Source organism: Streptococcus sp. HMSC034B03, assembly GCF_001838575.1.
Lineage (GTDB): Bacteria > Bacillota > Bacilli > Lactobacillales > Streptococcaceae > Streptococcus > Streptococcus anginosus.
The window spans coordinates 1-490 of sequence record NZ_KV837638.1; the positions used below are offsets into that span (position 1 = coordinate 1).

General features: G+C 47.1%; 4 tRNA genes. All 4 read right to left on the minus strand.

Annotation, left to right across the window (positions count from 1 at the left end):
• Positions 1–45: 45 nt before the first annotated feature.
• Positions 46–119 (minus strand) — tRNA-Ile (locus HMPREF2634_RS09510).
• Between the two features lie 14 nt (positions 120–133).
• Positions 134–207, minus strand: a tRNA-Met gene (locus HMPREF2634_RS09515).
• Between the two features lie 6 nt (positions 208–213).
• Positions 214–287 (minus strand) — tRNA-Pro (locus tag HMPREF2634_RS09520).
• A gap of 41 nt (positions 288–328) precedes the next feature.
• A tRNA-Arg gene (locus HMPREF2634_RS09525) sits at positions 329–402 on the minus strand.
• Positions 403–490: the final 88 nt, after the last annotated feature.

Here is a 490-nt window from a genome sequence, read left to right on the forward strand (position 1 = left end):
GTTCCCTTCAGCCGAACTTGGGTAATCCTCCACAATATAACAAAATGGACCTTGTAGGACTTGAACCTACGACCACTCGGTTATGAGCCGAGAGCTCTAACCAGCTGAGCTAAAGGTCCAACAAGATCAATTATAGCGGCGAAGGGGATCGAACCCCCGACCTCCCGGGTATGAACCGGACGCTCTAGCCAGCTGAGCTACACCGCCATAGTATCGGGAAGACAGGATTCGAACCTGCGACACCTTGGTCCCAAACCAAGTACTCTACCAAGCTGAGCTACTTCCCGTATGGATAGAAAAAATGAAGTCCTAGGAGACTTCTTTTCTATGCACCCTAGAGGAGTCGAACCTCTAACCGCCTGATTCGTAGTCAGGTACTCTATCCAGTTGAGCTAAGGGTGCTCTTTCTATGAATATAAAATCATTATATCACAAATACAAAAAAAGTCAAATCTCTTTATGCACCCTAGAGGAGTCGAACCTCTAACCG